We start from the raw sequence: 26,967 nt of genomic DNA on the forward strand, positions 1-26,967 counted from the left end.
AGGTGGATAGGCTTTCACCCATAGCGGATGGCTCTCTTGGTTCAGATTCTTGGCGGAACACACTGAATTTTCAAGAGAATACCATCCGCTATCTTCGTTTTCGGGCCGGCCTCATGAATAAGCCGGGCTCATCAGTCTCACCGCTGTAGGAGATCAAGATCACAAGATCGTCGCTGCCAATCATCCCCAAGTCACCGTGATAGGCTTCACCAGGATGGACAAAGAAGCTGGGCGTACCTGTGGAGGCTAACGTCGCCGCGATCTTGCGGCCAATGATCCCGGACTTCCCCATACCCGAGACAATCACTTTACCCGTGCAGCCGTAGATCAATTCCACTGCTTCATGAAAATCGCTTTCCAGCAACTGACCGATCTCTTTTAAAGCACGAGATTGGTCATCGAAAACAGTCCGAGCTAATTCAATAGAGCGTTCTCGAATCGATGGATGTAGACTTTCCGATGCAAGAGTGGATTTCATCTTATCTCCCCAGGTCAACGTCAATCAACAACAAAAATAAAAACAAGGAAACACTTACTGTAAAGCCACCATTGTGGCCCCCAGCAGAATAATACTGGACGATCTGCAATTAGATGAGGTGAGTGCACCATCTCATGCTATAAAGCAAAACATAGCGAGACGTCTTTTTTGGCCCAAAGGGCTTGAAAACCACCAACTTACACAAAACATTTGAAAACCTAAACTTCATGTAAGGATAAAGGGCTCTCACAAAACAGCATCAAACATGAGCCTTCATAATCAACGATCCAATTTCAACGTCTCCGCTACGAACCATGCATTCAGCTATCTTATCAAACCTGCTCACTTCAGTTTCAACCTCGCCAGCTTCAGCAAGCCGAATACTTATTTTCCCCGAATTACCACATACGTATTCTCCAGTCACCGGGGATACTATCGTAAGCAGATCTTTTCCACTCGAAAAATATTTGGTTTTTAAATTTTTAATCATATAAGGAGCTGTGCTGCAAACAATTGCGCTTTGAGAATAAGCCGCGTTAAATGAAATCCCAACGACTTGATCCAGGGGAGACCTTGCATAAATATCTATGCTATCATCTCCCGTTAAGACAGCTAGCCTTTGCTCAGCCAAAGAGGTTTTCCTAGTGACAACCTTGTTGGCATGACAACTTAAATCTATACTGTAGTAACAAAATTTTTGATGCTTTTTTACTTTGGCAACAGTCGCGTTAAGATGCATTTTATCGATTAACGAATACCCCATTTTCCGTGCAATGGGCTTAACCACGTGAAAATTATCGATGAAGCAGGCGTCCAAATGAACAGACTCTACATCGCAATAATTTTCGATGTATTCAAAACCATCAAGGAGAACAGCGCCCGTTTCATTTGCTATTTTTCGATAGATCTTACCCGATATGGTTTCTTTACCAAATCCTTTTTTGGATGGCATCACTAAAAGTGCTGTATTACAACCAGCCTCATGAGCAGAGTGCACTCCCCATTCCACAAACTCTCTTATTTGAGACTTCAATATCGAACCGTGTTTGTAGTAGTTTCTATCATTGATAGCCGTATCAAAAACGACATAATCAAACTTAGAAAAATCTATGGACTCGATAAAATAAGGTATAATTATCGATGGCGAAGCGCCTATGCTGTATTTCTCAAAGTTTGTTACCCTAGGATCATCTCTAAACGCGCTGGCATAACCATCTTTAAATATTGAATTTGAGGTGCCGATCAGACAAACCTTCATTCAACATAACTCCAAAATAATATACAGAAATAAATAGGAGATAGATCTCCAGGCAAAATGGCCGATCAAATTTATTTAATGTGCGTAAAGATATGATCAGCAATCAACCGTTTACGCCGCACTAAAGCAGCATCTCTATCTACCAAGTGGCCTCTTCTAGATTTTGAAAACGAATCAAAACTATTAAACTTCTCGAAACCAGACCCCAAATCTAAAATAGACATATGCTTCGACTTATAAAACTGTGAGTTGGCTATATATTGGCCACCAACACCAGCTCGAGCGGCCATAAAGTGAGGATGGAATCTAGCTGTAAGCATGGCATCCTCAGGGCCAAAAGGTATACCAACATTAACCAACATATTGTTAGTGAGTTTTTTCAGGCCTGGAAAGAGACTTTGCATTTTATTCGCAATTTCAACATCACTTTTATTACAAAGCCAGAATAATATCCTGTCATACTCCTTGCTGCTATTTTTTAAGAATGAAATTATTTCACCATCACTTGCAAATTGAAATGTTTTCGAAAACCCTGATATATGAAGGGATTTTGATCTTTTCCTTCTAACAAGAGATTTGATTGGATATAAAAAATTATCGTCCAAGCCATAAATCACATTTTCAGAAAACCCCATAAAGCCGGATATCTGATTATAAGAATCAATATCTCTTATTTCAAAGAAGTCGAAAGAACGAACTATTTTGTTAATCGATGCAAAATCAGAGTCTGAGGAAGGTTTTAACGGCGAGAGACCTAACCCCGTGGCAAAGATTTTAACCCCTGAAATTTTCTTAAGCTGGCTTACTGCGCCTAGCAAAGAAAAAGAATTCTCCCATACGCCATTGATATAGCCACCACCTAGAACATGAATGAAATTGATCTGATCTAAGCTAAACCGTGGAACCCCTAGCGCTTGCTTTATTGACTCAGAAAAGCCATCTAGGTTCTCAGATATTTTCGACTTACCAACATTAATATAATGTGAAAAGTCTCCTTCCCTGCCCTTTGTCATACTTTTCAAAAATCCAGAAAAGTAGACATTCTTGTCCTCAGAGTGAAGCTTAATAGAACTGGCGTTGTTGAGAAAATCAACGAGAATTGGGCCTGTGTAGCCTCTTTCACGGTAATACCTTATCCAAAGCGCTAGAATTAAATCGTCGCCGAAGTTTGGCCCGCCTGCACCACTAACAAGATATATCATTTATTTAACCACCTTCATAATAATTTTCTTATTGAAGTTACCAAAGGAATTATCTGCAAAAAGATATTGCAAAGGCCTCAAAAAGAAAATACTAGAATCCTTGAAATACAGGTCGGGCTTGTTTTTTAGTTTCCTCTTTTGCCTTTGACTTAAAGGCAAAGTGCTAGCGGCCTTCTGCTGAGTCTTTTCCTCCTTTTTAGGTGCTGCTTTTTTCTCTTGGCTTGTAGTCATATTCAACTTGGAAAATATGTAGTTTTTATTATTACTGCTTCTATGAGCTGCTACCCGCTCCATTGGGTATGACCGACCATCTAGAGAAAAATTAGTCACCAAAATATCTTTGTACGCGTGAGCTTTTCGATCCTTAAATTCCTTAATATCGTCTTTAGCAACGAAAGTGCTATATTTTTCATGCAAAAACCAAGATGCAAGTTTTAAGACGATATCAGCGTTAGGTTTGTCAGACTTATTTGCAAGAGATACACCTTCTTCCAAGCTGTCAGCAAATTGCCCCGTACCCGGCATGTTGTAAAATGCATTACCAATAGTAACCGTAGGTTTGGAGTGCAGTATCGAGAGCAACCCAACTCCTGAGTTATAGCAAATAACGCAATCTGCCAAGTCTATTAACGCATGGACATTATCACTTTGCTTAGCCTCAATAATATTTTCCGCGTTAAGTTCAATATTCTTTTTTGACAACGGGTGCCGCTTGACAACAAATATCTTGTCGGGGTTTTTAAACGCCACTTCATTTATGCTATCAACAAAATTATGATAGGGCTGACTGGGTCTAACATACTTCGTGACAGCCATATCGTCGTCAATCTGCAAAGGTATAAAGTAAATCCCCTTGCTCAACTTACTTAAAGCTGTATAACGCGACTGTGTAACGCTATACCCCGAACTCGATTCGAGTAAATGTTCACCGCCTTTTAAGTTGTCAACATAGTCGGCAGCAAGTTTCAGCTCTTCATCTTCGGGGAAATATTGATCAAAGAAGTCTGTCGAAAACTCAGGAGCCGCGTAACTAACATCACTAGCGTAGTAGATAGTGTTCGGCAGCGCACCACGTTCAACTACTATTGTTTTTACTTCTTTTTCCTTGGCTAGCAAAAATGAAGGATAAAAATTACTATGGCTCTTCATGTATGGATTAAATACAGCAAAAGCCTCAACTTCTTTTTCGTCAACCAGACGATTCACATATTCTACAGACTCACTACTATCATCATAAATAGGAATCAACTTGTAGCCAGCATTTCTAAGCGGCAAGAAATAGCCAAAGTGCTCTTTATGTTTACAAATGCACACGGCTGTTTTTTCGCGATTTATATAGTCCACGCTTAAAATTTTTCGTTGATCTGACGAATAGCCGCCAACGATATTCGTCATTCGTTCTCTACGCCAGTCGTTTTCTGCTCTCCAGTCTTTCGCTAGGCCAGTGGGATGCCATAAATGAAATACCTTTAAGCCAAGCAGTTCGGATGGCAAAGCCAAAGCTTCGTTCAACCTGCGGAATCCGCGATATTGCTTAATCCAGAAAAAATCGCGTTTAGATGGACCGTACTTATCTTTCTCCACTTCAATTGGCAGCGGTTGGAGGCTAGTCCCAATTGCTAAGCGAATGAAAAATTCAAAGTCTTCAGAACCATGCCCCCTGAACTCTTCGTGATAACCCCCAATCTGTTTATACAATTCTACGTTCATCATATAAACATTCGAATATGGTGCTATAAACTCAACATCCTTATTTTGATCCTGGAAATTTGAGATATACCCTAGTCGAGTCAAGTAATTACTTTTTTCTAAAGCGGTTTCAGCCCGCACAAACTCATTGGTAGACTTTTCGCTGACATGATAAGCAGCAAAACTTAGCACGACATCAACAGTCACACCCATTTCAAGTGAACTAGCTAAGTCACTGAGCTTCTCAAACACATTTCTCTCAAAAAAGAAATCTATATCTGAGAACAATACGAATTGAGTAGAGACTTTCTCAAAACCCCGATTATGCGCTATGGCGGCGGAGTAAGTGTCTTGGTCGTCCACATAGTGATAATCAAAACCTTGAGCTTTACAAGTTTCTTCGACTTCTTCTTTAAAACCGACCTGGCTACCAAAATCCACAATTAGTACGTTTGGCTTGGGGTCGTAATAATCCCCTAGAAGATTTAGCCTTTCAATTACCCAAGGATTTTCCTCATGGAGCCTAAGACAAACAACAAGCGTAATATCGTTTGAGCAAAACATTCTCAATTACCTATCACATTTAAACTTAACAAACTGACTTAGCATCCATGTTCGTCAACACAGTTAAGCCAATCATTCCCTATGATCCCGCACAATCAAAATCAGCATATTTACAATCAATGTTAAAAACAGAGATATTACCAAGAACACAACAATATTGTATAAACGCTCCGGCTGCTCGGGATATTGCGGCATTGTCGGAGATTGCAATATTGAAACCTGCTTTAATTTTCTTGCAGCTTCTATCCGAGTATTCTGTAGGGCAGACAGTGCGCCCGAATAGCTCTCTTGAGCAAATTGAGCCTGTAACTGAAGGGTCTGGTATTCAGAAGAAATGGCATTCAGAGCATTTCCAGTTTGCTTAGCCACACGATCACGCTCTTTCTGTATTTGCTGATTGAGCGCGCTAATCTCGCTATCTACACGCATCATCTCAGTTGATCGAGCGCTTTGATAAGAAGACAGCGCAGTTTTACGAGCCTTGGCAATCGCTAACTGCCCTTCTAGGGTGGCAACAACTGAATTTATATTCTCTACAGTATTTGTCGGAGAAACCAACCCGTTTTCATTCTGATAGTCGAGCAAGTCTTGTCTTGAACTATCAAATTCTTTCTTTAGCTCTGCCACTTGAGATTCTAGAAACGCAACCTGCTCTTCCGCCAGTCTACGCCCCATCTCATTCATATGCTTTTCACCTTCAATTAATAGAAGCTGAGCTATTTTATGTGCTTCCGAAGGTGTGTAAGCTTCCACGTTGATTCTCAATACTCCTGCATAGTCATCCAACTCTACTGATACTCGCTTCAGGTAGTAATCATGCAATTCTTCTAACGGAGCATTAGAGTTGCCTAGCCTGCTTATAAAGTCACCGTTATTAGCGTATTGCTCGCGAAAATCAGCCTTTTCAACTAAGATTTGCAGCATATCAACAGATAACAAATAATCACGAAGCAGTAGCATATCAGCAGTATTAGCAGAACCACTGCCGGAAAGTAGCGCACTGAAATTGACTTCTGGAGTAGATATCTGCGGGCTTTCCAGCACAACATTAGCGTGCGATACATATCGATCACTAGCCCATACCGACCAATAGACAGATACTAAAAAGATCAATATCAAACACAGTATCCAATGTGGATTTTTCGCACAAAAATTTTTCATACAGAACTCTCAGTACAGGGCGGCATGACTCAGTGATTAACAACAGATTGATTATCTTTATTGTATTATCTTTGACGATCTTCGGCTTCTAACTGATGGACAATATTTCGATACAAATCAGCCTTCTGTCGTAGCTCGTTGAGATAATCTTCAATTTCTGCGGGGCGTTGCGACAAACCGGATGTTTCTTCTTTTATTTTCAGAATTTCTTTTTTGGCTCTTAAAAGCTCTCTTCTATTCAACTCTAAAGGACTGCTTCTGCGAGCTTTCTTCTCAGCCTTTTTCACGGGTAACTTCTCAACTTTTTTTATGCTATAAGCATCATGATACGCCCTTATAGCCTCACGAATATCGTCAAACCAAACAGCTTCCCCCTTATCCAGAAAGATACCAGCCTGACACATCTCTTTTAGAATTCCTTCGCCATGAGAAACCATAATCAAACTAGACTGGGAAATTCGGTCAGAGAAAGCTTTTTTTGCTTTGGCTTTAAATGCTCTATCACCAACCGCGGTAGCTTCGTCAGACAAATAGACATCAAAATCAAATGCCAGTGAAAGGCCAAACTGTAAACGCGCACGCATCCCTGAGGAGTACGTCTTTACTGGTTCATCAAACGCATCACCTATCTCTGCAAACTCTTCAACCTTTTTAATTATTTCGACTGCGTCTGCTCCATGGTTGTGCACGCGCGCTACGAATTTGACATTTTGACGACCGGTCATAGAACCTTGAAAGCCCCCTCCTAAACCTATGGGCCATGAAACTCGACATCGACGTCTAATTTCACCTTTATCTGGGGCGTCCATCCCTCCAATAAGTCTCAGCAAAGTAGATTTACCTGCTCCATTTCTCCCTATTAATCCAACGCTTGTTTTAGTAGGAATTGTAAGATTGATATTTTTTAAGACCCAATCACTCCCATGATAATTATGGTAGCGCTTATAAAGATTACTAATCTCAATCATGGCAGCAGCCTTATAGCATTTCAGGTATGTTTTATACGCTTCATCGTGCTTTAATTCTACTCTGGAAACGCATATGAAGCATGAGACCTAAAGTGATCATGACAAGCGCCCAATACCACAAATAAACCATATCGATCCCATTTAGACTGTGATACCCCTCAAAGAAGTTCAACCTAAGATTCTCTAACCCATGGACGATTGGGTTCAACAAAACATACTGCTGATATTGGTGAGGTATATAATGGAGAGGAAAAATCACGCCTGACACAACAAGCAGCGGAAAGCTAATCAATTTAATCACATTTCCAATTTCTGTCACGAGTGAAGCAGCTGCCGACCCCAACAGACCTGCTCCCAGCCCCAGCATCCAAAGCGAGAACCAGTCAAACATCGCTTCAAGAGGCTTCCCTGGAATCAGATCAAATTTCATCAAACTACCTAGCCCTATAAACAAGAAAAATATAAAGGACTTCAACATGAACTCTAAAAAACTTCTAACAATTACAGTATCAATAGGCTTTACTTGTCGATAAGTAAAAAGACCGGAATTGGCTTCCACGGCTCCTAGCAGACGTATCAAGTTTTCTCTAAACAGGCTGAACCCCATCATCCCAACAAGCACCCAAGGGATAAAATCGGCGCCGGCAATATGGCGACCGCCTGAAATCAGTCCTCGTATAGCTACCATGATACCGACAACAGCCATCGGCTCGAATATCATCCAGAACCAAGACATACGATCTGCCATGGTCCTGGCGGTCATTTCTCGCATGAACATGGCATGCCACACGTTCCATGTGACACCCCAGGATTCACGGAGGTCAGTCAATAGAGACTTCGATTGAGACATAAGCGTTACCGCTGATAGCGCAGTGCGCTCGGGAGAATCGACAAAACCGCATGAGTCGCCTTCGACTCATGCGGCTTAATGACAGTGATTACAGATCCAGCGCGACCTTGGTCGCCACGGCTACCTGATAAAGAATCTGCGTGATGCTGGTCGCCAGCTCGATATTGCTGGTCGGCGCGGCCGGCAGCACCATGATCTCGTCACCGGCGCGAACGTCTGTGTCGCCGGCACGGATGACCGCACCGTTGCGATGCACCACCAGCACCTGGTCGTCATCCGCGCGGGGCGTGAAGCCGCCGGCCTGGCGGATGTAGTCCTCGGCGCTCATGCCGGGGGTGTAGACCATGGCCTGGGGAATCGTCACTTCGCCGCTCAGCAGCACGGAATCCGAGCTTTCCGGAATGGTGACCACATCGCCATCCTGCAGGCGGATATCGGCGATGCTGTCGCCACGGGCGACGACCAGCCGGCCGGTGGGTTCGGTCTGGCGAGCTTTCTGCACGAAGCGCTCGATCAGCTCGGCCTGACGGACCTGGATCTCACCTTCGCCGGTGGTACGTGCGGGATAGCCGAGGTAGGTCTGCTCGAGCCGGTCCAGGCTCTCGTTGAGCGATTCTTCCTGCTGCTCCGCAACGCTTTCGCGGCGGATCGAGACATCCTGATAGCTGGTCATGCTCTTGGGTACGCTGATCGCATTCAGGAACTCGCCCAGATGCGCATCCCGAGGCAGCACGTAACGCGAAGGCCCGTAGTAGCTGCCTTCGAGCTGCACCACGATGCTCTCGCTACGCTGATCGGCGCTGAACAGAACTTCGTCGCCGCGCTCGACGTTGGCGGCGCGGAATTCGTCCAGGGTCAGGTAACGCGCGACCGGCCCCTCCGGACGATCACCGCGCAGCAGCACATGAGACACGCCGGAGCGCAGCCGTGCCAGGTTGGTGACATCGCCGCCGGTCAGGCTTTCCCCCGCCAGCTCATAGCGGAACGGGCGCTGGACGTCCCCCACTACGGCGACCGCCGGGCCACGTTCTTCGACGACGATGGTGTCGCCATCGCGGAACTGCGGATGCGGCATGTTGCCGTCGATCAGGAAGTCATAGAGATCGATGGTGTCGACCGTCCGGCCACCGCGCTTGATCATGATCTGACGGTAGCTGCCCAGGGCCTGGTCGATACCGCCAGCCTGATCGAGGAAATAGAGCATCGAATCGCTTGGAGTACCGGAGTAGCGACCGGGATTCTTGACGTAGCCTGTCACGAACACGCCGACCGGCTGCACGCCCTGCAGGTTGGTGTAGACCTGAACGTTTTCCGGGTAGACCGACTTGATCGCGCTGGTCACGCGGGAATTGAGCTCACTATTGGACGTGCCCTGCACGTTGAGCGGCCCGATGCCCGGCAGGAAGATATTGCCCTGGGAATCTACCGTCAGCACGCTCTGCATCTCGGTGCCACCCCAGACCCGTAGATTGATCTGGTCTCCGGGCTTGATGGTGTAGCCAGAGTTGAGACCATCGGCCATCACCCCACGGAAGCCCCCCGTGAATAGGTTGGCGCCGAACGGCGGCAACATATTGGGGTCGACCGGAGGCTGGCTGGGATCTACAGGCCCGTAGTTCGAATTGTTCCAGTCGGCCCGAGGCTTGTCGTTCACGGCTTGCTGCGCCTGTGGCTGGGCCTGCTGCTCATCGGCACTTTGCTCCTGAGAAGTCATCGATTGGGCCTGCTGGTCCTGCGGAATAATGCTGCTGGAACCGAAGGATTGGGCATTGGCCAAACTGGCGTTTAGACACGCTACCGCCACCAGACACCCGGCCCGGAAAAACGATGCTGCATATTTCATGCAATACTTCCTGTTGTAATCACGCGGCTCGCAGTCTGTCTTCTAAAAGTTAGAAAAACAGTTAGCGATTTAAGACAATGAGGTGGCTGATCGGAAAACGATACACGCGGAAGCCGACTCAAAAGGAGGGGATTTTTGTTACGAAGTGCTTGGTTTGGTCAACGTACGAGTAACCAAACGCTGGGTATACCAACCGTTGTCTTTTATAAGACAAGCCACTTGTGCAGGCTGGTCATTTTGACGTGTATTTTCTCTGGTATTGTTTCCCGCGATACCTAAATGTACGCAAAGCCGACCACTCGCAGCGAAGTAACGTTCCTGAACAGTGACAGAGACGTTCGAGCCCCAAGGGCTCTTGGAAAAAGCCGAGATACTGCCTGGCGTGGCGTTATCGAGAAAGCGCGAGATATCGGGGCCGAGCGCCGCTGCGCCCTGCATGGTATCAACATTGTTACCACCGTAATGGCCCTGCGAAGCGCAGCCCGAGAAGGTTACGGCCAGAGCTACCGCCGCTAACCACCTTCCGATTCGGCTACGGCCGGAGAAAATCCCATTGAAAACGTTTGGCATATTGTCTGTTCAACCTAATAGAAAGCACTGACAATCGGCGAAGTGGGCACTATTTCAGTCTCCACTATTGAGATTGGCCCTCTATCGCAAGACATGCTGAATATCAGAGTAGTCTCAGGCGCTTTGCTTGAAGCACCGTCCCAAATTCAACGCGTACAAACGAAAAGCTGGCCAATCCATAGCCTTTGTCTCGCGAGTGTATGATGTCTTCACAGGCTTTGCCTACAACAAAGACGATTTACCTTAGAAGATATTGTATCCCCACGTTATTCAATGTATCCATGCAGACATAAACACTCCAAATCTACTCAAATCTCTACAATTCAGCAGAAACACACGACTTAACACAATTACATTAGATACAACACTCCTCAGCATCATTACATTCGACACAATAACATCCGAAACTTTATACGATTACGCTATATTGCCGCAGCTTTAGCACCAAGTCCTTGACGGTGTCTTCCACGCTCAACTCGCCCGTGTTGATCTCGATTTCCGGATTCGTGGGGGCTTCGTAAGGCGAGCTGATTCCGGTGAAGTCTTCGATCTGCCCGGCACGGGCCTTTTGGTAGAGGCCTTTGGGGTCACGCTCTTCACAGACTGCCAACGACGTATTCACGAACACTTCGATGAACTCGTCACTGTCGACCATATTGCGGACCAGGTCCCTGTCGCGCTGGAACGGCGAGATGAACGAGACCAGCGTGATCATGCCGGCATCGACCATCAGCTTGGCGACTTCGCCCACCCGGCGGATGTTTTCCTGGCGGTGTTCGTCGCTGAAGCCGAGATCGCCGCACAGGCCGTGACGCACGTTGTCGCCGTCCAGCAGGTAGGTGCTGTAGCCCATGCCGAACAGCTGGCGCTCGAGCGCGTTGGCGGAGGTCGACTTGCCCGCGCCGGAAAGCCCGGTGAACCAGATGATGCACGGCTTCTGGTGATTGCGTTCGGCGCGGCGCTGCTTGGTCACGGCCATGTCGTGCCAGACGATGTTGCTGGCGCTGAGCGTATCGACCACCATGCCGGCGCCCACGGTGACGTTGGTCATGCGGTCGATGATGATGAAGTTGCCGGAGTGCGGCGAGCGCACGTAGGGGTCGAGCGCCAGCGGTTGCTTCACTTCGAGCTGGCAACGGGCAATGCCGTTGAGCGGGATTTCTCTGGCCGGATGGCGCTCGAGCGTGTTGACGTCCGTCTGGTGGATGATCCGCGCCACGCGACCGCTGACGACACTGGTGCCCGCCTTGAGCTCGTACTCGCGCCCGACTTCCAGCGGCGTATCGTGCATCCAGACGATATCCGCAGTGAACGCCGTGGTCGGCTCCAGCTTGCTGTCCGCCGCGACGAGCATGTCGCCACGGGAGATGTCGATCTCGTCGGCGAGCGTGACGGTGATCGCCTGGCCGGGATAGGCGGCCTCGAGCTCGCCGTCGTAGGTCACGAGGCTCTCTACGCTGGATGTCCTGCCGGAACCGAGCACGCGAATGGCATCGCCCGGGCGCAGAATGCCGGCCGCCAGCGTGCCGCAGTAGCCCCGGAAGTCGAGGTTCGGCCGGTTGACGTATTGCACCGGGAAGCGCAGGTCCATGAGGTTGCTGTCGTGCTTGACGTCCACGCCTTCCAGCAGACGCAGCAGCGGTTCGCCACCGCCCTGTGCGTACCAGCTCATGCTCTCGCTGTCGTTGACGACGTTATCGCCTTCCAATGCCGATATCGGCACGAAGTGCAGGTTGATGTCGTCGTTGAGATTCTTCGAAAATTCCTTGTAGTCGGCGACGATCTCGTCGAAGCGATCCTGGGAATAGTCGACCAGATCCATCTTGTTGACGGCGACGATCAGGTGACGGATGCCCAGCAGCGAGCAGATATAGCTGTGACGGCGGGTCTGGGTCTGAATGCCGTAGCGCGCATCGATCAGAATGATCGCCAGGCTCGCAGTCGATGCCCCGGTCGCCATGTTGCGCGTGTACTGCTCGTGTCCCGGCGTATCGGCGATGATGAACTTGCGCTTGTCGGTGGAGAAGAACCGGTAGGCGACATCGATGGTGATGCCCTGCTCCCGCTCGGACTGCAAGCCATCGACCAGCAACGCCAGGTCGACCTTGTCGCCGGTCGTCCCGCTGGTCTTGGAAGCCTGGGTGATCGCCGCCAACTGATCTTCGTAGATCATCTTGGAGTCGTGCAGCAGCCGACCGATCAGGGTCGACTTGCCGTCATCGACGCTGCCGCAGGTGATGAAGCGCAGCAGGTCTTTTTGCTCATGCTCTTTCAAATAGGCATCGATGTTTTCTGAGATCTTCGGTGAGGCGTGTGACACGGTTCTTTCTCCCACATGAGTGGAGAACACGAGCACTGCGAGCCACGAGCTTCGGGCTACGAGCAGGCTGTGCACTCCATCAAGACTTGTGTTTTGCCTGGCCAGACGCCAAAGCGTTCAATAAAGCGCCAAGCATCCGTGATAACTGAATAGCTTCATTGCGCCACTGAGTACCCTTCTGCTCAGCGATGTACCCTATTTCCATACCGATCAAGGCTTGAGTCGCAAACTCGCCACAGGAGCCTTTCGCAATAGACACGAAGCGGAATTTTTCTCGCTCGGTATATCTTTCAAAACCTTCCGCGATATTGCTGGGAATCGAGAGCGCAGAGCGTGTGATCTGATCTTTGAACCCGAAATCACGGAGACCATGAAGCTCCCGATAGACCTCTACGCTCAAACGCTTACCACGCTGCCAGACCTCCATCTGCTCATGCCTCATCTCTTCACCATATCCAGTTCCCAACTTTCATAGCCCGTCGCTCGTGGCTTATAGCTCGCAGCTCGAGGCCCGTAGCCCGCAGCTCAAGGCCCGTAGCTCGTAGCCCGTCGCTCGTGGCTTATAGCTCGCAGCTCAAGTCCCGTAGCTCGTAGCCCGTCGCTCGTGGCTTATAGCTCGCAGCTCGAGGCCCGTAGCTCGTAGCCCGTCGCTCGTGGCTTATAGCTCGCAGCTCGAGGCCCGTAGCCCGTAGCCCGTAGCCCGTAGCCCGTAGCCCGTAGCCCGTAGCCCGTAGCCCGTAGCTCAAAAATATCCTTCTCTTTTCTTGCGTTCCATCGAGCCGACCTGGTCGCGGTCAATGGCGCGACCGGAGCGCTCGGAGGTGCGGGTGAGCAGCATCTCCTGGATGATCTCGGGCAGCGTGGCGGCTTTCGATTCCACGGCACCGGTGAGTGGGTAGCAGCCGAGCGTGCGGAAGCGGACCCACTTCTCTTCGGGGACTTCACCGGGCTCCAGCGGCAGACGGTCGTCGTCGACCATCACCAGCATGCCGTCGCGTTCGACCACGGGGCGCGGTGCGGAGTAGTACAGCGGAACGATGGGAATCGATTCGAGATAGATGTACTGCCAGATATCCAGCTCGGTCCAGTTGGAGAGCGGGAAGACGCGGATCGATTCGCCCTTGTTGACCTTGCCGTTGTAGAGGTTCCACAGCTCCGGGCGCTGGTTCTTGGGGTCCCAGCGGTGGTGCTTGTCGCGGAAGGAGTAGACGCGCTCCTTGGCGCGGGAGGCTTCCTCGTCGCGACGGGCGCCACCGAAGGCGGCATCGAAGCCGTACTTGTCCAGCGCCTGCTTGAGCGACTGGGTCTTCATGATGTCGGTGTACTTGGCGCTGCCGTGGTCGAACGGGTTGATGCCGGCGGCGCGACCTTCCTCGTTGATGTGTTCGATCAGCTCCATCCCGACGTCCGCGGCCATCCGATCGCGGAACTCGATCATTTCCTTGAACTTCCAGGTGGTGTTGACGTGCATCAACGGGAACGGCGGCGGCCCGGGGTAGAACGCCTTGCGGGCGAGATGCAGCATCACCGAGGAGTCCTTGCCGATCGAATAGAGCATCACCGGGTTGCCGAACTCGGCGGCGACCTCGCGGATGATGTGGATGGACTCGGCTTCGAGTTGCTTGAGATGCGTCTGGCGTTCGGGGGTCAGTTCGGTCATGGCATGTCTCTAATATTCGTTTGTCGGGGAAGTCGCGGTGAGCTTCGGGCTTCGGGCTTCGGGCTTCGGGCTTCGGGCTTCGGGCTTCGAGCTTCGAGCTTCGAGCTTCGAGCTTCGGGCTTCGCTAGCATGCCCACCCAATACTTCCGGCTCGCAATCCTTCTCGTGGCTCGTGGCTTACTGCTCGCGGCTCGCGGCCCGTAGCTCGAAGCTGGCCCGAAGGGCCCCTTCCCAGCGAGAATCGCGCTGCCCACAAACGATAAAAAACGGGTTGAGGATGCTTTCCTGCTGGTTGCAGCGAAGCGGCTCGAGCGTTTCGGCGTTCAGCACTTCGCCGCCGGCGGCGGTGACGACGGCCTGGGCGGCGGCGGTGTCCCATTCGCAGGTGGGAGCCAGACGCGGGTAGAGGTCGGCGGCGCCTTCGGCGACGAGACACAGCTTGAGCGAGCTGCCCATGGAAACGCGCTCGTGAGCCGGCAACTGGGCGCAGAAGGCTTCGAACGACTCGGCACCATGGGAACGGCTGCCGACGATCAGCCAGGGCTGGTCGCCCGCTGCGGGCAGTTCCCGCACGCCGATCTGCCGCTCCCCTTCGGCGGTGATCTTGAATGCCCCCAGATCGGCGTCGCCCCACCAGGTCGTTTCCAGCACCGGCGCATGGACGATCCCCAACACGGGTACGCCGTTCTCGACCAGAGCCACGTTGAGCGTGAACTCGCCGTTTTTCTTGATGAACTCCTTGGTGCCATCCAGCGGATCGATGAGCCAATAGAGTGACCACTGCCGCCGCGTCTCGTAGGTGGTCTCTTCGCTCTCTTCGGAGAGCACCGGGATCTCCGGCGTCAGGCGCTGAAGCAGATCGCTCAGCGCCCGATGGGAGGCCATGTCCGCCTGGGTGAGCGGGCTGTCGTCAGCCTTGGTTTCGACGCTGAAATCCTGCGCGTAGATCTCGAGTACACGTTCACCGGCAGTCACCACACCGGAGAGCAATTTCTGTCTGATAGCTTCGTCTACTTTCATGCGATGCCTCCGTTGATATGCTTGTGCCGGTCAGTAGTCCAAGGCTAAAAAGGCCAGATGAATGGTATGAGCAGAATCGAAGTAGCCCCCACCAGGGCGCTCACGGGAAAACCCAGCTTGAGATAGTCATGCATCTGGTAGCCGCCCGGCCCCATCACCATCAGGTTGGTCTGGTAGCCCAGCGCGGTCATGAAGCTGGCGGAGGCCGCGATGGTGATGGCGATCACGAACGGCATGAAGTCCACGCCCAGCTGCTGCGACACCGCCAGCCCGATGGGGAACATCAGCACCGCCGCGGCGTTGTTGGTGATCATCTCGGTGAACAGCACCGTCATCAGATAGACGAACGCCAGCGCCAGCCAGGGCGAGTCGATATGCCCGACCACCAGTTCGGCGATGGTCTGCGCGGCGCCGGATTGTGTCATCGCCTCGCCAAGGGAGAACGAGGCGGCGATCACGACGAGAACGGAAAGGTCGATGTAACGCCGGGCCTTGCCCATGGTCAGGCAGCCGGTCATCAGCAGTGCCCCGGCGGCGAGAAAGGCGGCTTCCAGAATCGAGACCAGGTTGGTCGCGCTGAGTACGACCATCACGCCGAGAATGCCCAGCGAGAGCGGCGCTTTCTGAAAGTTCGGCGGTGTCGAGTCGTTGAGCTGGCTGACCAGCAGGAAATCCTTCCGGTAGCGATACTGTTCGACGAACTCCTGCCCTGTCTCCAGCAGCAGGGTATCCCCAACCTGGAGCTCGATATCCCCGACCTTGCCGTTCAGGCGCCGGCCATGGCGGGAGATCGAGAGAATGACGGCCTGGAACCGGGAGCGGAACCGCGACTCTCGCACCGACCGGCCGATGCCGGTGAAATCGGGGCTGATGACTGCCTCGACCAGGCAGCGCCGATGCTGTGCCACCTGCAGCTTCTGCACGTTACCGTTGGCGGGGCTCAGCCCCCGCACCTCACGCAGTTCCCGAGCGCACTCCGGCGCGCCGATGAAGACCAGCGTATCGCCACCCTGCAGTCGGGTATCCGGCGGCACGGCCGTCAGCAGTTGATCGTCTCGTTCGATATCGGCCAGATAGCCAAACTGCAGGTTGCGCAGGCCGGCGTCCGCGATAGTCTTGCCCACCAGCGGCCCCTTGGGCTCGACGATCACCTCGACGCTGTATTCGCGGATCTGGTCCAGCTGGGCGCTGGTGCCGTCGCGCTGGGGCAGCAGCCATTTGCCGAAGATCAGGATGAACCCGCCGCCCACGAGAAGAATCGGCAGGCCGATCCAGGTCAGTTCGAACATGCCCAACGAGATCCCCTGGCGGCTCTGCAGCAGGCCATCGATGACCAGGTTGGTGCTGGTGCCGATCAGGGTGCAGGTGCCGCCGAGGATGGAGATATAGCTCAGCGGCAGCAGGAGCTTGGAAGGCGACAGACGCAGGCGGTTCGACCAGTCCTGGATGGCGGGAATGAACATCGCCACGACGGTGGTGTTGTTCATGAATGCGCTCAGGATCGAAGCGGGCAGCATCACCCGCCACTGCGCCCGGCGCAGGGTGGAAGGCTGGCCGAGAAGCAGCCCGGCGATCCACTTGATCGCGCCGGTTTCCTTCAGCGCGGCAGCAACCACATACAACGCCGCAATGGTCATCACACCGGTGTTGGCGAAGCCGGCGAGAGCCTCTTGCGGTGAGAGCACGTCCGAGAAAATCAGGAACGCCATCGCGCCGACCAGAATGGCGTCCGGCGCGATCCGTGTAAAAACAAGCGTGCCCAATACGGCCACGACAGTCGCGATGCTCAACCAGGCATCAATGCCCATATTGATTCTTACCCTTGCCTTGATGGGTCTGCGTGAAGATTCGATGACTCGATACCGATAGTGAGTCAATTCGTCAGTATCGAGCACCGACATCCTGCCAGCATTGCATTGTATGGGGGGTATGTAAGGCGAACCAGCGCCCTTTCTCTACGAAACGTAAGGATGGCGTTAATCGTTAACTCGATTGCAGTGAAATACCAAATCAAAAAGACTGACTTAAAAGTCATTTTCATGCGCGTCATGCTCGGTTATAGGCAACGCCCTTTATCGGCTTTGCGACATCATTTCGGGTCTGTGATTCGAACGCTCGGACAACTCGATAAAGCGCTGGCGCAGATAGGCGGCTTCTTCGGTGGCATGAAAATCAGGGTTGCGTTGGGAATGAGCGAAGTAGGTCATGATCAGCCACCCCAGTCGGCACGCTCGGGAAGCTCGAACTCCTCGTCCTGCGCCGGCTCCCGGCGAGTCACCAATCCAGCGCTCCGCCAGGGCCGGGGGGACGCTCATCAGCAGGCGGGAAAGATCGAATCCGACCGGCAACCTGTCAGCGTGATCCCAGTCGATGAATACTGGCCGACCTGTCCGCGATTCGATCAGCACGTTCTGGGGATGAAGGTCGCCGTGGGAGAATACCCGCGGCAGCCGGTGGACGACACGGGCCATGCCCAGCAGTAGCCGAAGCTCCCGCCAGCGATGCTGCTTCAGCGCGGCCAGGCAGACGCCGCTGATCAGCTTTCCGAACGCCCTTCTCCCGCGTCGGTCGCCTCCCATGCCGGTGACCCAGCGAGCGGACGGCAACCGCAGGGCCGCAGCAAGCGTGTCGCGAAACGTTTGCTCGTTGTCACCGGTGAAGCCATCCAGTGCCTGGCCTTCGATATGCTCGACGACCAGGCTGGCGGTCTCTCCGTGGACAAGCACGGTTTCCAGCGACGGCGTGGCAATGCCGTTGGGTTCCAGCACCCGACGGTGAAGGCGTTCGAGCCAGAGCGCATTTCGAAGCGGGCGCTGGGCATGAACCACGCGACGCCCCGCCGGCGTATCGATACAGAGTGCCGAAAGCTTGCCCCGGTGGCCGAACAAGGGGCGAAACGCGTTGATGGTCAGATGGGGCCGAAGCGGCTGCAGTAGGGATCGAAAGGCGGGGAGTTCGGCGCTGGTCCGGGCAGTCAGAAAGCCATCCTCGGCGCCGGGCGGCATCACGACGGCCAGGCCACCTCCCAACAGCTGGCCGCTTTCCAGCGCCCTGACGCGAACGAGATCGCCGATCTGCAACGCGAGCGGCGCCAGAAAGCCAACGCCGCCTTCACGCGTGATGCCCGCCTCGACCACATCGGGTCGCGCGTCCTGACACAACGCGCAGAACCGTTCTTCGCCATTGACGGAAATGACGACGCTCTGGCAAGCGCGCGGCTGCTGGCCATCGGCAACATACCATCCCCTGACGACGCCCTGGCTGACTTCATCCACGAAACCTGGCATGCGCGCTCCTTGGCCGCGTGGCGATGCGAAAGCATTGTTGTCGTTCAGCGCCGATCCTGACGCTTCTGGATCCTGCCGTCGTTCGAACGCCGCTATTCACGAGCGACCGTTCGAAGGCAATACGCTGGTCAAAACGATGGTACGACAACCGCCCCGCTGGCTTCGTAACGTGTTACTGCGGGAGGGAAACGACTCGGCAACATTTCGAAGGTGAGGAAGCCTCTCATGAGCGGGTCATGCCTTGAACGAGAAGCGGGCCACGCCTCTACCGAGGAATGGCCCGCCCTGGTTCTCGAGTTCCGCTCGATCGCCGATAGCGCTCAACCAAACTGGTTCATGGTGTTGAGCCCGCCGCCGGCCTTGAGCGCGGCCGCGCCGGAGAAGTACTCCTTGTGGTCGTCACCGATGTTGGAGCCGGCCATGTCCTGGTGCTTGACCGTGGCCAGCCCGCGCCGAATTTCGCGGCGCTGCACGCCGGCAACGTAGGCCAGCATGCCGGCGTCACCGAAGTAGCCCTCGGCGAGCTCGTCGGTGGAGAGCGCCGCCGTGTGGTAGGTCGGCAGCGTGATCAGGTGGTGGAATACCCCGGCTTCGCGGGCGGCGTCGCGCTGGAATGTCTGGATCCGGCGGTCTGCCTCCTGCGCCAGCTCGGAGTCGTCGTACGCCGCGCTCATCAACTGGCTGCGTTCGATACCGGAGAGATCCCGCCCTTCCTCTATCCAGCGATCGTAGACCTGCTGACGGAAGTTGAGCGTCCAGTTGAACGAGGGCGAGTTGTTGTAGACCAGCTTGGCGTTCGGCACGACTTCGCGAATACGCTCGACCATGTCAGCAATCTGGCCGATGTGGGGCTTCTCGGTCTCGATCCACAGCAGATCCGCGCCATTCTGCAGGGCATTGATGCAGTCCAGCACGACCCGGTCCTCGCCGGTATCCGGGCGGAAGCGGTAGAGACCGTTGGCGAGCCGTAGCGGCTTGCGCAGGTCGCCATCGAGCTTGATGAGGGTGTCGCCCTCGTTGATGTCCTTAACCGCGCAGATGGGCACGGTACAGAGGAAACTGTTGTACCGGGAGGCGAGATCGCCCGGCTCCTTGCTGACCGGCAGCTTCTGCGTCAGACCGGCGCCCAGCGAATCGGTACGCGCGACGATCACCCCCTCGTCCACCCCGAGTTCCAGGAATGCGTGACGAACGGCGTTGATCTTCGCCACGAAATCCTCGTGGGGAACGGTGACCTTGCCATCCTGGTGACCGCACTGCTTGGCGTCCGATACCTGGTTCTCCAACTGGATACAGCAGGCGCCCGCCTCGATCATCTTCTTCGCCAGCAGGTAGGTGGCTTCTTCGTTGCCGAATCCGGCATCGATGTCGGCAATGATCGGCACGATGTGCGTTTCGAAGTTGTCGATTCTGTCGATCACGCTGCGTGCCATCACTTCGTTGCCCTGTTTTCTGGCGCTATCCAGTTCCCGAAACAGGGTCGTCAGCTCCCTGGCATCTGCCTGGCGCAGAAAGGTGTAGAGCTCTTCGATCAGGGCCGGAACGGAGGTCTTTTCATGCATCGACTGATCGGGAAGCGGGCCGAACTCGGAGCGCATGGCAGCGATCATCCAGCCGGAAAGGTACAGATACCGCCCTTGGGTCGTGCCGTGGTGCTTCTTGATCGAGATCAGCTTCTGCTGGCCGATGAAGCCATGCCAGCAGCCGAGCGACTGGGTGTAGCGTGACGGGTCTTCATCGTAAGCCTGCATGTCGCGACGCATGATGGAGGCCGTGTAACGGGCGATATCGAGTCCGGTCCGGAAGCGATTCTGCGCTCGCATCCGGGCCACGTTCTCCGGATTGATATTGCCCCATCTGCCGTTCTGCTCCAGGCACAATCGGTTTATCGATTCGATATCGCGCTGATAAAGAGACATGACGATCTCCACAGGTCGGGATTGAAAAATGTCCGGAAGCCACGGTGTCTCGTGTTTCGATTTCACGGGTCAAAACGAGCGTTTTAACGCCATCGACGAGAAGATATGACCTCCTTGGCGAATCTACTATGTGAGAAATCGAGGCATGGCAACAATCAGCACTTAGCCGCCAGCACGGTAAGGCTTCTACCCGGAATCGTGCTTTTCGACGCGTCCTGTAGTCATGTATGACGTATGACGGTAACGGTTCCAGCGCGCGTTAATCGTTCGCCGGAAAATCAGTCATCCTGCAGCGCAATCGACCGGATTAAGAAAACACTTACCAATTCATCATCTTGAGAATGACGGAGTCTGGTACTGGCATCGATGCGAGGCTGGCCGGACACCGACTGGCAGCCCTTCCTCTATTCGACTTTCGTCGACAGGAAGATAGCGGAATTTCACATTTTTAATCGGCCGTTGCCTGCTCCAGCCCTTCCCGCGTCACCGTCGCGACCCGTTCCAGCTCTTCCGGGGTGATCACGTAAGGTGGCATCCAGTAGATCACGTTGCCCAGCGGCCGCAGCATCACGCCGCGTGACAGCGCGTGCCGATAGACGCGCAACCCGCGACGCTCGCGAAAATCGTAAGGCGTCAGGCTGGCCTTGTCCGCCACCATCTCGATCGCGAGCACCATGCCTGTCTGGCGCACGTCACCGACGTGAGGGTGCTCTCGCAGCGGCTCGGCGAGACGCCCCATCAGCACCGCCTTGTCGCGGTTGGCGGCGATCACGTCGTCCTGCTCGAAGATATCCAGCGTCGCCAGGGCGGCGGCGCAGGCCAGCGGATTGCCGGTGTAGCTGTGGGAGTGCAGAAAGGCTCTCAGCGTCGAGTAGTCGTCGTAGAACGCGTCGTAGACTTCGTCGGTCGTCATCACGACCGACAGCGGCAGGTAGCCGCCGGTCAGCGCCTTGGAGAGACACAGGAAATCCGGGCGCACGCCGGCCTGCTCGCTGGCGAACAGCGTCCCTGTGCGGCCGAAGCCGACGGCGATCTCGTCGAAGATCAACTGGACGCCGTGGCGGTCGCAGGCCTCGCGCAGCCAGGTCAGGTATTCCGGCGGGTACATGCGCATGCCGCCGGCGCACTGGATCAGGGGTTCGACGATGACCGCTGCCAGCTCGTGGGCATGACGCGCCAGCGCCGCTTCCATGTGCGCGAAGGCCCCCCTCGCCTGCTCGACCCACTGCTCTCGCGGCAGGCCGAAGCCGTCCGGTGCCGGCACCTTGATCACGTCCAGCAGCAACGAGCGGTAGGTGTCGGTATAAAGCGCCACGTCGCCGACCGATAGCGCGCCCAGCGTCTCGCCGTGGTAGCCGTTGGTGATGGTCAGGAATCGCCGCTTTTCGGGACGACCGACGTTGCGCCAGTAGTGGTAGCTCATCTTGAGCGCGATCTCGACGGCTGAGGAGCCGTTGTCGGCGTAGAAGCAGTGCCCCAGCCCGGCGGGCGCCAGCTGTCCCAGCCGTTCGGAGAGCTCGATCACCGGCTGGTGGGTGAATCCCGACAGGATCACGTGCTCGAGTTCGTCGAGCTGCTGCTTGATGCGCGCGTTGATGCGCTCGTTGGCGTGCCCGAACACGTTGACCCACCAGGAACTGACGATATCGAGATAGCGCTGGCCTTCGAAATCCTCCAGCCACACGCCCTTGCCGCGGCGGATCGGTACGACGGGAAGCGTTTCGTGGTCCTTCATCTGGGTACACGGGTGCCACAGGCTGGCCAGGTCACGCTGCATCCATTGACTATTGCGGGTCATTCGACGGGTTCCCTTAGAGGGTGTTTATAACGGCTTTTGCAAAGGCGTTTACAACGGCTTTTGGTGTTTACAAAAGAGGATCGATATCCAGAAAGTCCGCCACGCGTTCGGCGGATGGCGACGGCAGCCAGGGCACGACGCCGAGGCATGGAACGCCGCCCTGCTCGCCCAGCCATCCGGCGAGGGCATCCAGGTTCTGCCGGCGGCGTGGCAGGTCGGGGTCGATGCCGTTGGCGACCCACCCCGCCACTGTCAGGCCGTCGCCACGAATCGCCTCCAGCGTCAGTCGGGCATGATTGATGGCGCCGAGCTGCACGCCGACCACCAGCACCACGGGCAGGGCGAGCGCGATCGCGAGGTCCGACAGCGACTCCCGCTCGTTGAGCGGCACACGCCAGCCGCCGGCCCCCTCGATCAGGGTAAGATCGGCATCTCGCGCCAGCAGCCTCTGCATGGAGCGCTCGAGTGATGCCAGCGTCAGCGGGATGCCCGCTTCGCCAGCGGCGATGTGCGGGGCGATGGCCGGCTCGAAGGCGAACGGGTTGATTGCATCGTAGGGCAGCACGGGATGGCACTGGGCCTGAATGGCGAGCGCATCGGCGTTGCGCAACCCGAGCGGGGTTCGCTCGCAGCCGGAGGCCACCGGCTTGCCGCCCGCCACGGTCAGTCCGCGGCGCCTGGCCGCGAGCAGCAGCCCTGCGGTAATCACGGTCTTGCCGGCATCGGTATCGGTGCCAGTCACGAAACAGGCCGTCATCTCTCCTCCCTCTCACTGCACTGCAGCAATACCGTGGCGACGCGATAGCGGGTCGGAATGCCCTCGGCTTCCCGCCAGGTTTCCAGCCCTCGGCCCAGCTCGACGATCCGGCGTCGCCCCGCCAGCCCGCCATGTCCGGCAGCCGGGTCGGTCAGCGTACTGGCGCCGATCCGCTTCAACGCCCGCAGCGCGTCGATCGGCGTGGTGTGATGTATCTTGCGCGTCGTCAGATCCAGCTCGTGCAGCTGCCAGCCAGGCGCTTCGAGGATCTTCGCCAGGCGCGCTTCGGGCAGGAAGGCGTTGCCGAGGGGGGTGCCATCGAGTCGCTGCCCCGCCGCACGCAGTTCCGCCAGCGTTCCCTCGCACAGCGTGGTGAAGGCGAGCCAGCCGCCGGGGCGCAGCACGCGGCCGGCCTCGGCCAGGAATGCTTCCAGCGACTCGCACCACTGCACCGCCAGACTGGAAACCAGCAGGTCGGCGCTGTCATCGGCCAACGGCAGCCACTCCGCGCTGCCGACGACCCACTGGATTGGCCGCGCGGCGTGGCGACGGCGCGCTGCCTCCAACATACCGGGCGCGATATCCAGCCCGATCGAGAGACCGGCGTGGCATCCGGCCAGGCGAGAGATCAAATACCCCGTACCGCAACCAATATCGACGACGGTCCGCAAGCGCCCGAGCGCCGGCAGCCGCGCCAACAGACGGTCGGCCACCTCGCGCTGCAACTCGGCGCCGTCGTCGTAGCCGTGCGCGGCACGGGAAAAGCCGTCGGCGATCCTTCGCAGCCGGCACCGCGACGCTGGTGTCTCCGCGACCACGCCGGCTGACGCGGCGTGTCGTTCGACGCGATCCAGGCCATTCATGGCACCACCTCGTGTGACGAGTCATCGGACGAGAGCAGGGGGTCCGCCATGAGCGCAGCGGTCCGCTCGGTCTGCTCCAGCGGAAAGGCGTGGCCGGCATTCACGATCGACGCCGTACGCCCGCCCTCGGGCAGCCGTTCGGCGATGGCCTGGCGTGCCGCCGCCGGCACCAGGGCGTCGTTGTCGCCGAAGAGATGCAGTTGCGGGATCTTCAGCGTGCCCGGCACGTCGCGCAGGTCCAGCGCGGATAACACTTCCAGCCCGGCCAGGGCGTGATCCAGCGGCGTCGACGCCAGCGCCGCCACCAGCTCGCGCCCCAGCCGGCGGGTATCCTGTCCGCCCTGCGCGCTCAACTGCGCGAATCGCCGAAGCGTATGCGTGGGAGAAGCCTGCAACCCGCGCTGAAAGTCCTTCAGGGCTCCCCCGCTCAGCGCCGTCGGCCAGCCCGGACGGGCAACGAAACTGGCGTTAGCCCCCAGCGTGATCAATCCTCGTGCGCGACGCCCGCGCCACTGCGCCAGCGACGTGGCGAACATGCCGCCGAGTGACCAACCGGCCAGCCAGGCATCCTGGGGCAGCTCATGATCGAGCGCCGCGACCCAGCTTTCGGGCCGGTGACTGGTCAATGCGGGATAGTTGATGCACTCGACCCGGTAGCACGGGGGCAGCCGCCGACGCAGGGCGTCGGCCAACGGCGCCAGCGGTGCGGGCCCGAGCGCCCATCCCGGCAGCAACAGCAGTGTCTGCTCGTTCATGTCGACGCCTCCCTGGTCGACGTTTCCCCCGTCAATGTTTCCCTTGCCGACCACAGCCGACGGGCGGCATCGAACAGCACCCCGATCAGCCGGTCGACTTCCTCGAGCGTATGGGCCGCCGAGAGCGTGAAGCGCAGTCGCGACGTGCCGGCCGGTACGGTGGGCGGGCGGATGGCGCTGCACCAGATGCCGGCGCTGTCGAGTGCCGCCGCCAGCGCCAGCGCCGCGGCTTCGTTGCCGCCCTGCCCGCCGCTGCCCGGCACACTCCAGCTCGGCCCGACGATCAGTGGCTGAATGGGCGTGGTGGAAGGCGCCAGATGCAGATCCAGCTCGGCGAGGCCGGCCGCCTCGTGGCGGAAGCGCTCGATCAACGCGGAAAGATGGGCCCGCCGCTCCGGCTCGTCGCGGACGATGTCCAGACTGGTCAGCGTGGCCCACGCCAGAGCCGGGGAGAGACTGGTGGTGTAGATGTAGGGGCGGGCGAACTGGATCAGCGCCTCGATCAAGGTCTCGCTGCCGGCGACGAACGCGCCCTGGGTGCCGAGCGCCTTGCCCAGCGTCCCGACGCTGGCGGCAATCCTGCCCGGCTCGAGGCTCTGTGCCTGCCACGTGCCGCCGCCATCCGCGCCCAGCACGCCGAGGCCGTGGGCATCGTCGACCATCAACCAGACGCGGTGGCGCTCGCATCGTGCCGCCAGAGCGGGCAGATCGGCGACATCGCCATCCATGCTGAAGACGCCATCGGTGACGACCAGAGTTCGCCGCGCAGTATCGAGAGAGGACAGCCGCTCGCCGCAATCGACGGCATCCCGATGGGCGAATCGCACCAGGCTGGCGCCCGCCAGCCGGGTCGCGTCCAGCAACGAGGCGTGATTGAGCCGGTCGTGGAGTGCCACATCGCCCCGCCCGAGCAGCGTCGAGATGACGCCCAGGTTGGCCTGGTAGCCGCTGGAGAACAGCAGCGCCCGAGGCTGCCCTGTCAGCGCGGCCAGTCTCGCTTCCAGAGATTCATGAGCCTCGCTGTGGCCGCAGACCAGGTGCGATGCCCCGCCGCCGGTGCCGAAACGCCGGGCGCCTTCGGCCAGCGCCTCCGCCAGCCGGGGATCGCCGGCCAGCCCCAGATAGTCGTTGCTGCAGAACGTCAGGTAGCGCTGTCCTTGGCGCAGGAAGTGCGGCCCCTTCCCGGCCGTCGTGCTTCTGCGGCGATAACGCTGGAGCGCATGCTGACGTGCCAGGCGCGCCGCCAGCACGCGCTCCAGCGAATCGCCCGGCTCAACGTACTGTGACGCTGCCGTCATGCGCGGACCCGGGCCGTGGACGAGGCGGTAGCATCCGTGACCATCGCATCCAGCCGAGCCCTTGTCATGCGCTCCTGAATGGCCGCTTCGTGGGCGGCGTCATCGACGTCTTCGCGCTGCTCGGGGTGCAGGCCGAGGCGCTCGAAAAGCCGTTGATCACGGGTCGCCTGGGGGTTCTGCGCGGTCAGCAGGCGCTCGCCGTAGAAGATCGAGTTGGCCCCGGCAAAGAATGCCAGCGCCTGGGTCTCGTCGCTCATTAGCTCGCGTCCGGCGGCCAGACGCACGTGTGAGCGCGGCATCAGGATGCGCGCGACGGCAATGGTGCGAATGAACTCGATGGGGTCGAGATCCTCGACATGCTCGAGCGGCGTGCCCTGGATTCGGATCAGCATGTTGATCGGCACGCTCTCGGGGTGTTCAGGCAGGTTGGCCAGTTGCTGCAGCAGCCCCGCCCGGTCGTTGACGCTCTCGCCCATGCCGAGGATGCCGCCACTGCAGATCTTCATGCCGGACTGACGGACGTGGTCCAGGGTCTCCAGACGATCGGCGTAGGTGCGGGTGGTGATGATCTCGCCGTAGTACTCCGGCGAGGTATCCAGGTTGTGGTTGTAGTAATCGAGCCCGGCTTCCTTCAGTTGCTCGGCCTGCTCCCGACTCAGCATGCCCAGTGTCATGCAGGTTTCGAGCCCCATCGCCCGCACGCCGCG

Annotated in this window: 22 protein-coding genes; all 22 read right to left on the minus strand. The window is 56.1% G+C overall.

Features of this window, described 5'->3' with window-relative positions; all coding sequences use genetic code 11:
• Positions 1 to 88: 88 nt before the first annotated feature.
• Positions 89 to 478 (minus strand): SIS domain-containing protein, encoded by a 390-nt coding sequence (locus R3F72_RS16975; RefSeq protein WP_332780266.1) that lies wholly within the window; start codon positions 476 to 478, stop codon positions 89 to 91.
• A 259-nt stretch (positions 479 to 737) separates the two neighbouring features.
• Positions 738 to 1,736, minus strand: a complete 999-nt coding sequence (locus R3F72_RS16980; protein WP_332780267.1) for a hypothetical protein — start codon at positions 1,734 to 1,736, stop codon at positions 738 to 740.
• Between the two features lie 71 nt (positions 1,737 to 1,807).
• Positions 1,808 to 2,938, minus strand: coding sequence for a polysaccharide pyruvyl transferase family protein (locus R3F72_RS16985; RefSeq protein WP_332780268.1), 1,131 nt, complete (start codon positions 2,936 to 2,938; stop codon positions 1,808 to 1,810).
• The gene (locus tag R3F72_RS16990; protein WP_332780269.1) at positions 2,939 to 5,191 is read right to left on the minus strand and encodes a capsular polysaccharide export protein, LipB/KpsS family; all 2,253 of its coding nucleotides are present in this window, start codon (positions 5,189 to 5,191) and stop codon (positions 2,939 to 2,941) included.
• A gap of 72 nt (positions 5,192 to 5,263) precedes the next feature.
• A complete protein-coding gene (locus tag R3F72_RS16995) occupies positions 5,264 to 6,352 on the minus strand; it encodes a chain-length determining protein (protein WP_332780270.1) in 1,089 nt (362 codons plus the stop codon).
• 65 nt (positions 6,353 to 6,417) lie between these two features.
• The gene (locus R3F72_RS17000; RefSeq protein ID WP_332780271.1) at positions 6,418 to 7,320 is read right to left on the minus strand and encodes an ABC transporter ATP-binding protein; all 903 of its coding nucleotides are present in this window, start codon (positions 7,318 to 7,320) and stop codon (positions 6,418 to 6,420) included.
• 40 nt (positions 7,321 to 7,360) lie between these two features.
• Positions 7,361 to 8,098 (minus strand): ABC transporter permease, encoded by a 738-nt coding sequence (locus R3F72_RS17005; protein WP_332780272.1) that lies wholly within the window; start codon positions 8,096 to 8,098, stop codon positions 7,361 to 7,363.
• Positions 8,099 to 8,258: 160 nt separating this feature from the next.
• Complete coding sequence (locus tag R3F72_RS17010) at positions 8,259 to 10,013, minus strand: polysaccharide biosynthesis/export family protein (protein ID WP_332780273.1); 1,755 nt, start codon at positions 10,011 to 10,013, stop codon at positions 8,259 to 8,261.
• Between the two features lie 138 nt (positions 10,014 to 10,151).
• A complete protein-coding gene (locus R3F72_RS18670) occupies positions 10,152 to 10,583 on the minus strand; it encodes a DVU3141 family protein (RefSeq protein WP_442978363.1) in 432 nt (143 codons plus the stop codon).
• Between the two features lie 409 nt (positions 10,584 to 10,992).
• On the minus strand, positions 10,993 to 12,903 hold the full coding sequence (gene cysN, locus R3F72_RS17015) for a sulfate adenylyltransferase subunit CysN (protein WP_332780274.1): 1,911 nt from the start codon (positions 12,901 to 12,903) through the stop codon (positions 10,993 to 10,995).
• Between the two features lie 79 nt (positions 12,904 to 12,982).
• The gene (locus R3F72_RS17020) at positions 12,983 to 13,345 is read right to left on the minus strand and encodes a four helix bundle protein (RefSeq protein WP_332780275.1); all 363 of its coding nucleotides are present in this window, start codon (positions 13,343 to 13,345) and stop codon (positions 12,983 to 12,985) included.
• Positions 13,346 to 13,645: 300 nt separating this feature from the next.
• Positions 13,646 to 14,563, minus strand: a complete 918-nt coding sequence (cysD, locus tag R3F72_RS17025; protein ID WP_332780276.1) for a sulfate adenylyltransferase subunit CysD — start codon at positions 14,561 to 14,563, stop codon at positions 13,646 to 13,648.
• A gap of 177 nt (positions 14,564 to 14,740) precedes the next feature.
• Positions 14,741 to 15,583, minus strand: a complete 843-nt coding sequence (gene cysQ, locus R3F72_RS17030) for a 3'(2'),5'-bisphosphate nucleotidase CysQ (RefSeq protein ID WP_332780277.1) — start codon at positions 15,581 to 15,583, stop codon at positions 14,741 to 14,743.
• 44 nt (positions 15,584 to 15,627) lie between these two features.
• A complete protein-coding gene (locus R3F72_RS17035) occupies positions 15,628 to 17,391 on the minus strand; it encodes an SLC13 family permease (RefSeq protein WP_332780278.1) in 1,764 nt (587 codons plus the stop codon).
• Between the two features lie 264 nt (positions 17,392 to 17,655).
• Positions 17,656 to 18,870 carry a phosphotransferase gene (locus R3F72_RS17040; RefSeq protein ID WP_332780279.1) on the minus strand — a complete coding sequence of 405 codons (1,215 nt, stop codon included), beginning with the start codon at positions 18,868 to 18,870 and terminating at the stop codon, positions 17,656 to 17,658.
• Between the two features lie 320 nt (positions 18,871 to 19,190).
• On the minus strand, positions 19,191 to 20,789 hold the full coding sequence (locus tag R3F72_RS17045; protein WP_332780280.1) for an isocitrate lyase: 1,599 nt from the start codon (positions 20,787 to 20,789) through the stop codon (positions 19,191 to 19,193).
• A gap of 448 nt (positions 20,790 to 21,237) precedes the next feature.
• Entirely contained in the window at positions 21,238 to 22,587 is a 1,350-nt protein-coding gene (locus R3F72_RS17050) for an adenosylmethionine--8-amino-7-oxononanoate transaminase (protein ID WP_332780281.1), read from the minus strand.
• A 67-nt stretch (positions 22,588 to 22,654) separates the two neighbouring features.
• Positions 22,655 to 23,344 (minus strand): dethiobiotin synthase, encoded by a 690-nt coding sequence (gene bioD / locus R3F72_RS17055; protein ID WP_332780282.1) that lies wholly within the window; start codon positions 23,342 to 23,344, stop codon positions 22,655 to 22,657.
• The gene (locus R3F72_RS17060; RefSeq protein ID WP_332780283.1) at positions 23,341 to 24,207 is read right to left on the minus strand and encodes a methyltransferase domain-containing protein; all 867 of its coding nucleotides are present in this window, start codon (positions 24,205 to 24,207) and stop codon (positions 23,341 to 23,343) included. Before R3F72_RS17060 ends, bioD begins: the two co-directional genes overlap by 4 nt.
• On the minus strand, positions 24,204 to 24,962 hold the full coding sequence (locus R3F72_RS17065; RefSeq protein WP_332780284.1) for an alpha/beta fold hydrolase: 759 nt from the start codon (positions 24,960 to 24,962) through the stop codon (positions 24,204 to 24,206). The genes R3F72_RS17060 and R3F72_RS17065 overlap by 4 nt, the downstream gene beginning before the upstream one ends.
• On the minus strand, positions 24,959 to 26,260 hold the full coding sequence (gene bioF / locus R3F72_RS17070; RefSeq protein WP_442978364.1) for an 8-amino-7-oxononanoate synthase: 1,302 nt from the start codon (positions 26,258 to 26,260) through the stop codon (positions 24,959 to 24,961). Before bioF ends, R3F72_RS17065 begins: the two co-directional genes overlap by 4 nt.
• A partial coding sequence (gene bioB, locus R3F72_RS17075; RefSeq protein WP_332780285.1) for a biotin synthase BioB occupies positions 26,257 to 26,967 on the minus strand: 711 nt, incomplete at its 5' end. The genes bioF and bioB, both read right to left, overlap by 4 nt.

Source organism: Salinicola sp. 4072 (assembly GCF_036663415.1).
GTDB lineage: Bacteria > Pseudomonadota > Gammaproteobacteria > Pseudomonadales > Halomonadaceae > Salinicola > Salinicola salarius_A.